1 protein-coding gene is annotated in these 632 nt (G+C 72.9%); it reads left to right on the forward strand.

Going from position 1 to position 632, the window contains the following annotated elements:
• Nucleotides 1-10 precede the first annotated feature (10 nt).
• On the forward strand, nt 11-632 hold a 622-nt coding region (locus tag QHF84_RS50375), incomplete at its 3' end, for a hypothetical protein (RefSeq protein ID WP_281320794.1).

The following is a 632-nucleotide window of genomic DNA, read 5'->3' on the forward strand; positions in this document are numbered from 1 at the left end:
CGAACCGGCCGTGAGCCTCGTTCAGATTGGCGCGCTCGAAGTCATCTCGCTCCGTCTCTCGATGCCGCTCGCGGGGGCCTGGACTGCGGAGGCCGAGGTGGACGCGGGCGAGCCTCTCGCGGGCTCGATCGTGGTCGCCATGGGCGTGGAGGATGCTGCGTCGGTCGAGTTCGCGGGGACGGTGATCGAAAGCCGCGCGTTCGAGGGGCGCACGCGTGCCTTCATCGTCGGCGGGCGCGGAGGCCTGCGGCGTGAGCTCCCTCCGCGGCAATATCAACTCGCTCCGCCGCGCCTCGTCGTCGCGGCGATCCTCCGCGAGGCCGGCGAAGAGGCGGGCGAGCTCGAAGGGATCGACGGGCTGCCGCTCCTCGCGCGGTGGGTGCGGGCGCGGGCGCGGGCCGCAGAAGCGCTCAACGTGGTTTGTCGACGGGCGGGCGTCTCGTGGCGGGTTCGGCGGAACGGTACAATCCGCGTCGGCGGCGAGACGTGGCCCGCGTATCCCGGGCGGCCGTTCTGCGTCTCGGAAGACGGCGCGCATGCGCGGGCGGTGTTCGCGCAGGAGGCGCCCGACATCGAGCCGGGGATGCTGCTCGATGGGCGGCGCGTCGGGCGGGTGGTTCACCACGTGAACG

This window comes from Polyangium sp. y55x31 (assembly GCF_029946505.1).
GTDB lineage: Bacteria > Myxococcota_A > Polyangia > Polyangiales > Polyangiaceae > Polyangium.